This is a genomic window from Streptomyces calidiresistens (assembly GCF_014141525.1).
GTDB lineage: Bacteria > Actinomycetota > Actinomycetes > Streptomycetales > Streptomycetaceae > Streptomyces > Streptomyces calidiresistens.
Genome location: NZ_VKHS01000320.1, coordinates 1 through 5832, shown reverse-complemented (window position 1 = coordinate 5832; position 5832 = coordinate 1). Strand labels below are relative to the sequence as shown.

The window sequence follows — 5832 nt, the reverse complement described above, 5'->3', positions numbered from 1 at the left end:
AGCTCCAAGTCTCGTGGGCTCAGAGATGTGTATAAGAGGCAGCCACAGCACGTCGCTCACCCCCACCGAGACACTCCCGGAAAGGAACCCCCGCATGTCCCATGCGAAGCGTGGACGACGCGGCTGGGCAACGGTCGCCCTCGCGGCCGTGGCGGCGCTGGTCATCAGCCTGATGAGCGCCACCACCAGTCAGGCCCAACCCGTGCAGAGCGGCACCTGGTACGTCATCGAGGCCCGCCACTCCGGCAAGGTCCTGGACGTGGACGCCCGTTCCCAGCAGGACGGCGCCCGCCTCATCCAGTGGACCCGCAACGACGCGACCAACCAGCAGTTCCGGTTCGTCGACGCCGGCGGCGGCTGGTTCCGCATCCAGGCCCGCCACTCGAACAAGGTCGTCGAGGTCCACGACTGGAACGCCTCCGACGGCGCGACCATCGCCCAGTGGACCGACCTCGGCAACACCAACCAGCAGTTCCGGTTCGTCGACGCCGGCGGCGGCTACCACAAGCTGATCAATCGTTTCAGCGGCAAGGCCCTGGACGTCTGGGAGCGTTCGACCGCCGACGGCGCCCGGATCTCGCAGTACACCGAGAACAACAACACCAACCAGCAGTTCCGGTTCCTCCCGGTGAGCGGTTCCGGCGGCGACACCCCGTCGGCGGCCTGCGGCACCGGCACCTACCAGGCCGAGGCCCGGCAGAGCGGCACCACCTGGACGGCGCCCGGCTACTCCGGCACCGACATGCTCGCCGCCATGCGCGCGGCGGTGAACAGCCTGCCGGCCAACCGGACCTCGATGCAGCGGGTGGTCGTGCGCGGCTCCGGCTCCATGCCGGCCAACCAGTCGCTGGACCTGCCCAGTCACACCTCCGTCGAGGTGTGCGGCACGATCAACGTCACCGGCACCCCCGGCGGGGACCACGCGGTCGTGCGCGCCCGGAACGTCACCAACGTCGCCGTGCCGCACCTGACCGTCACCGGCGGCCCGTACTTCGGGATCTTCGCGCGGAACGTGACGGGCCTGCACCTGGGGCAGATCGACCTGCGGGTCACCAACGGCCTCGGCATCCGGATCGACAACCACTCCAACCGCAACGTGCGCACCACCAACGTGCGGATCGACAACGTGTACGTCTCCGGCACCAACAACCACGGCGTGGAGACCTACGGGGTGGACGGGCTGACGATCGGCACCGTCACCGCCCGCAACACCGGTTACTCCGGCCTGCTGCTCAACGACACCATCAACGCCACCGTGCAGCGGGTGGACGCGCAGGGCGCGGGCACCGGCACCGGCTACGCCGCCTTCCGGATGGCCAACCGCAACGGCCGGGTGGGCAGTTCCTACCCGACCAACATCCGGGTCGGCGAGGTCATCGCGCGCGGCGGCGGACGCGGCATCTTCTGCGTCTCGGAGAGCGGTGGGGTGACCATCGACCGGGTGGACATCGCCCAGACCGGCAACAACGCGATCCTGATCGAGAACTGCTACAACGTGAACATCGCCGCACAGGGAGGTACGGTCCGCGACCGTGACATCCGTCTCGCGGCCCGCTCGGAGTTCCCGAACAACCGGGACATCGTCCTGCAGAACCTGACGCTGACCAACTCCGCGTTGACCGAGAACCCCTGCGGCACCAACATCACCTACCGCAACATCACCTTCAACAACAGCTCCCGCAACACCTGCTCCTGACGGGTGGGGCGGGACGGTCCTCCCGGGCGCGCACCGGCGCCCGGCGCCGTTCCCGCCCCGGCCCGCTCCGGAACGACGCGGAAAAGAACAGAACGGGCCGGGGCCGACATCACTCGCCGCCGTCGTCACCGCCGTCGTCGAAGCCCTCGTCCGCGGCCTCCTCCTCGTCGCCGGAGAAGCCGTCCATCATCTGGTTGACCATCATGCCGCCGACCACACCGGCGGCCAGACCCGCGGCACCGGCCGCGACGGCCGTGCCCACGCCGGGGCCGCGCCGCTGCGGCTGCCCCATCCCGGGGTGCATGCCGGGGTGCATGCCCGGTTGGCCCATCCCGGGGTGGGCGCCCGGCATCATGCCCGGCTGCATCCCCGGCTGCATGCCGGGGTGCATCCCCGGCTGCATCCCGGGGTGCATGCCCCCGGCGAACTGCGCGACGGCCGCCTCGCGCCCCTCCAACAGCCGCTCGATCCAGCCGATGACCTCGGCGTTCCAGTCCCGGCCCGCCGGGTCGTGCGGGAGCACCTCGCGCAGCATCCCCGCGGGGTGTCCGGGAGGCAGGGTGCCGGCCCGCTTGTCCGCCTCCAGCACCACCTCCACCCCCTGCGGGTTGGGCAGGAAGGTCATCTCCAGCTCGGCCACCCGGTGGGTGAACCGCTCCGGCGGCACGAGGTCGAACTCCTGGTAGAAGGGCATCTGCTGGCCGGTGCCCGGCAGCGCCTCGGGCACCAGCGCCGCGGCGGCGAAGCCGAAGCCCTCCTGCCCCAGAGCCTCCAGGACGGCCTCCTGGGCCGGCAGCGGCTCGACCGCGAACATGTCCAGGTCACCCTGGTCACGGGCGGCGGCGATGGCCAACTCGGTGCGCACCCCCAGCTCCACGCCCAGCGGCTGGCCGTACAGCTGGGTGATCGGGGTCTGCCAGGGCAGCGTCAGCTCGAAGGGGACGCTGTTGAGCGCGCCCTGCGGCAGGGTGAAGTTCTCCGCGACGACACCGCGGTCGAAGACCGTCAGGTTCTTCCCGTCGCCGGCCGCCCCCGGCGCGCCCGGCGCACCGATCCGGGCGACCAGTTCCAGCGTGATGCGCTGGATCGTGAAATCGGCCTGTCCACCCTGGAGTTGCACCTGACCCCGGAGGGGACCACCCGGCTGGACGGCACCACCCTCCAGCACCGTGTCCACCGTGGGGGCACCCACGCCGATCGATCCCAGCAACCGCTTGAACACCATGTCAGGCGTTCACTCCCTCATCCTCGTGGCAGGCATGTGTCCTTGTTGAACGGGAAGGGGAGGTCACGGGTTCCCACCCCTCCGTCACCGAGCGTGCCCCGAGGTCATCGCGACCACCAGTGCCGAACCGGACACATTCGGTCACGAACCGGCCGTCGAGGGGCGCGCACCGCCGCGGGGGGCGCGCGTGCGCCGGGACGACACCGGCCCGGCGGGTGCCCGGGAGTACCCGGGGATGGCGCGGTGCGGGAACCGGCTCAGTCGGCCGGGGTGGCGGGACGCCCGAGGCGCACCGGCAGCGTCAACGGCCCGTTGGAGATGATCGAGGGCAGCGGCGTGGGGCCCTCCGGCCCGTAGGCGGGCGCCAGCTCCGGGAAGCGCGCGAAGAGCGCCGGTAGCGCGATCGACACCTCCAGGCGGGCCAACGGGGCGCCCAGGCAGTAGTGGACGCCGTGACCGAAGGCCATGTGGTCGCCCCGGGTCTCCCGGGTGATGTCGAACTCGTGGGCGTTCTCGCCGTGTGCGCCCGGGTCCCGGTTGATCGCCGCGTAGTTGACGGCGATCATCTCGCCGGCGCGGAAGCTCTCACCGGTCTCCTCGTCGGTGAAGTCCTCCACCGCGAAGCGCGGGATGATCGTGGCGATCGGCGCCTGGTGGCGCAGCGACTCCTCGATCGCGTCCGCCCACTGCGCCGACCCCGAGGTGAGCGCCGCCAACTGCTCCGGGTGGTTCAGGAGGTTGATCACCGTGCTGCCGATGAGGTTGACGGTGGTCTCGTGGCCGGCGCCGATCAGCAGCAGCAGGCTGTCCAGCAGTTCCTGCTCGGTGAGGTCACCGGCCCGGTGGGCGGCGATGAGGTCGGAGGTGACGTCGTCGCCGGGCGTCTCGCCCTTGAGCGTCACCAGGTCGTTGAGCAGGCCGTAGACGGCGGCGGCCTCGGAGGCGGACTCCTCCGGCGTCAGGCTGGTGTCGAAGAGGGAGCCGATGTGCTTGCGGAAGCCGTCGTGCAGTTGCTCCGGCACGCCGAGCAGCAGGTTGGCGACCTGGAGCGGGAGGACCCAGGCGAAGCGGTCGCGGAGGTCCACCTCGCCGCCGGGCTCGGCGAGGGCCGTGGCGGCGAGGTCGTCGAGGAGCCGGTCGGTGATGGCGGTGATCGGCTCGGCGAAGGCCTTCACCCGGCGGGCGGTGAAGCCGGGGCCCAGGGCCTTGCGCAGGCGGCGGTGCTCGTCCCCGTAGGCGGACAGGGCGTTGCGGACGGCGACCCAGGTGACCAGTTCCCAGTCGGCCGGCACCCGTCCCTCGATCCAGTCCGGCCAGTGCCGGTGGGCGTCCTTGGAGACCCGGGAGGAGGAGAGCAGCCGGCGGGCGAGCCCGGGGTCGGTGATGGTGCGGGCGGGTATGCCGCCCGGCAGCACGGTGGCCGGGGCGGCGCCCAGGGCCCGCAGGGCCCGGGCCTCACCGTGCAGGTCGCGGGCGGTGCCGTCCAGGACGACCGGCTCGCCGGTCGGGGCGGAGGCGGAGGTGTGCGGGCAGCCGGATATCACGCTGTCACTCAAGGGTGCTCCCGGGGTCGTGGGACGGGGACGGTGTCGCGCGCGGAGGGGTGAACGCGACCGGCAGGGTGGTGAGCCCGGAGTGGAACGTGGGCGGACGACGCGAGGCGGGGGCGTCGGGGTCGACGGGCTCCGCGTCGGGCAGTCGGTCCAGCAGCCGGGTCACGGCGGTCTGGGTGATCAGTCGGGCGAGCCCCTGGGCCGGGCAGGCCCGGATGCCGCCGGAGAAGGCGAGGTGACCGCGGTTGTCCTCGCGGCGCATCCCGTCCAGGGCGGGGTCGGTGTTGGCCATGGCGAAGGAGACGAGCACCGGCACCCCGGGCGGGATGGTGACCCCCCCGTAGGGGATGGCCGTGGTCGCGTACAGCGGGCAGTAGTTCGCGACCGGGGGGTCCTCCCACAGCACGCGCTCCACCACGCCCGTGATCGGCCGCGAGCCGGTGTAGGCGTCACCGGCGTACTCGTCGTCGGTGATCAGCCGGTGCAGCGTGTTGGCGATGAGGTTGGTGGAAGGGGTGGTGCCCGCGCCGACCACCAGCAGGATCTGCTGGATCATCTCGACGTCGGTCAACCGCTGGGGCTGTTCGATCATCCACGAGGTCACGTCATCCCCGGGCTCGGCCCGCTTCAAACGGGCCAACTCCAGGCAGGCCGCCTCGAGTTCGGCGTTCGCGCGGGCCGCGTCCGAGACCGTGTCGAACAACCTGGCGATCGCATCCACGATCGTGTAGCCGAGATCCTCCGGACAGCCGAACATGTGCAGCAGCACCTGCATCGGCAGCGGGGCGGCGTACTGCGCCACCAGATCGGCGGTGCCGTCGGCGGCGAACGAGTCGATCAGGGCGTCCGCGATCGCCTCGACCATCGCCGGCAGACCGTGGGTGTCCACCCGGGCCAGGCTGGCGGTGATCGCCCCGCGCAGCCGGGTGTGCTCCAGCCCGTCCTTCCACAGGGCGTTGTCCCGCGGAATGATCATCGGCAGGGCGGGGCTGTCCTCGGGCACCCGCCCCTCGCGCAGGGCCACCCAGTGGCTCGGGTCCTTGCGGAAGGTGCCGGGGGTGTGGCGCAGCAGGTGCAGCGCGGCCTCGTAGGTGGTGGTGATCATGGCGTTCAGGCCGGGACCGAGCTCCACCGGGGCGATCGGCCCCATCGCGCGCAGTTCGCGGTAGACGGCGTGCGGGTCGGCCTGGAAGCGCGGGCCGTACAGCGCCGGTACGGCCGGACGCCGGGTGGCGTGCCGCCCCGTCGGGGCCGGGGCCGGGGCCGCGGCCCCCGTGTACGGGCAGCGCTCGGCCCCCGCCCCGGGGCCGGTGTCCCCACCGGCGAGGTCGCCGGCGGCCGGGGCGGGGGGGACGGAC

4 protein-coding genes are annotated in these 5832 nt (G+C 72.1%); 1 reads left to right on the top strand and 3 read right to left on the bottom strand.

Features of this window, described 5'->3' with window-relative positions:
• The first annotated feature begins 94 nt into the window (after positions 1 to 94).
• The gene (locus FOE67_RS30410) at positions 95 to 1696 is read left to right on the top strand and encodes an RICIN domain-containing protein (protein ID WP_182664278.1); all 1602 of its coding nucleotides are present in this window, start codon (positions 95 to 97) and stop codon (positions 1694 to 1696) included.
• 109 nt (positions 1697 to 1805) lie between these two features.
• Here the strand turns inward: FOE67_RS30410 and FOE67_RS14365 are convergent, their stop codons facing one another.
• The 3 genes from FOE67_RS14365 to FOE67_RS14355 all read right to left on the bottom strand — a co-directional run.
• Entirely contained in the window at positions 1806 to 2921 is a 1116-nt protein-coding gene (locus FOE67_RS14365; protein ID WP_182664276.1) for a sporulation protein, read from the bottom strand.
• Between the two features lie 257 nt (positions 2922 to 3178).
• Complete coding sequence (locus FOE67_RS14360) at positions 3179 to 4477, bottom strand: cytochrome P450 family protein (protein WP_194444268.1); 1299 nt, start codon at positions 4475 to 4477, stop codon at positions 3179 to 3181.
• Positions 4470 to 5832 (bottom strand): cytochrome P450 family protein (locus FOE67_RS14355; RefSeq protein ID WP_182664274.1); only part of this gene is annotated, 1363 nt, incomplete at its 5' end. The genes FOE67_RS14355 and FOE67_RS14360, both read right to left, overlap by 8 nt.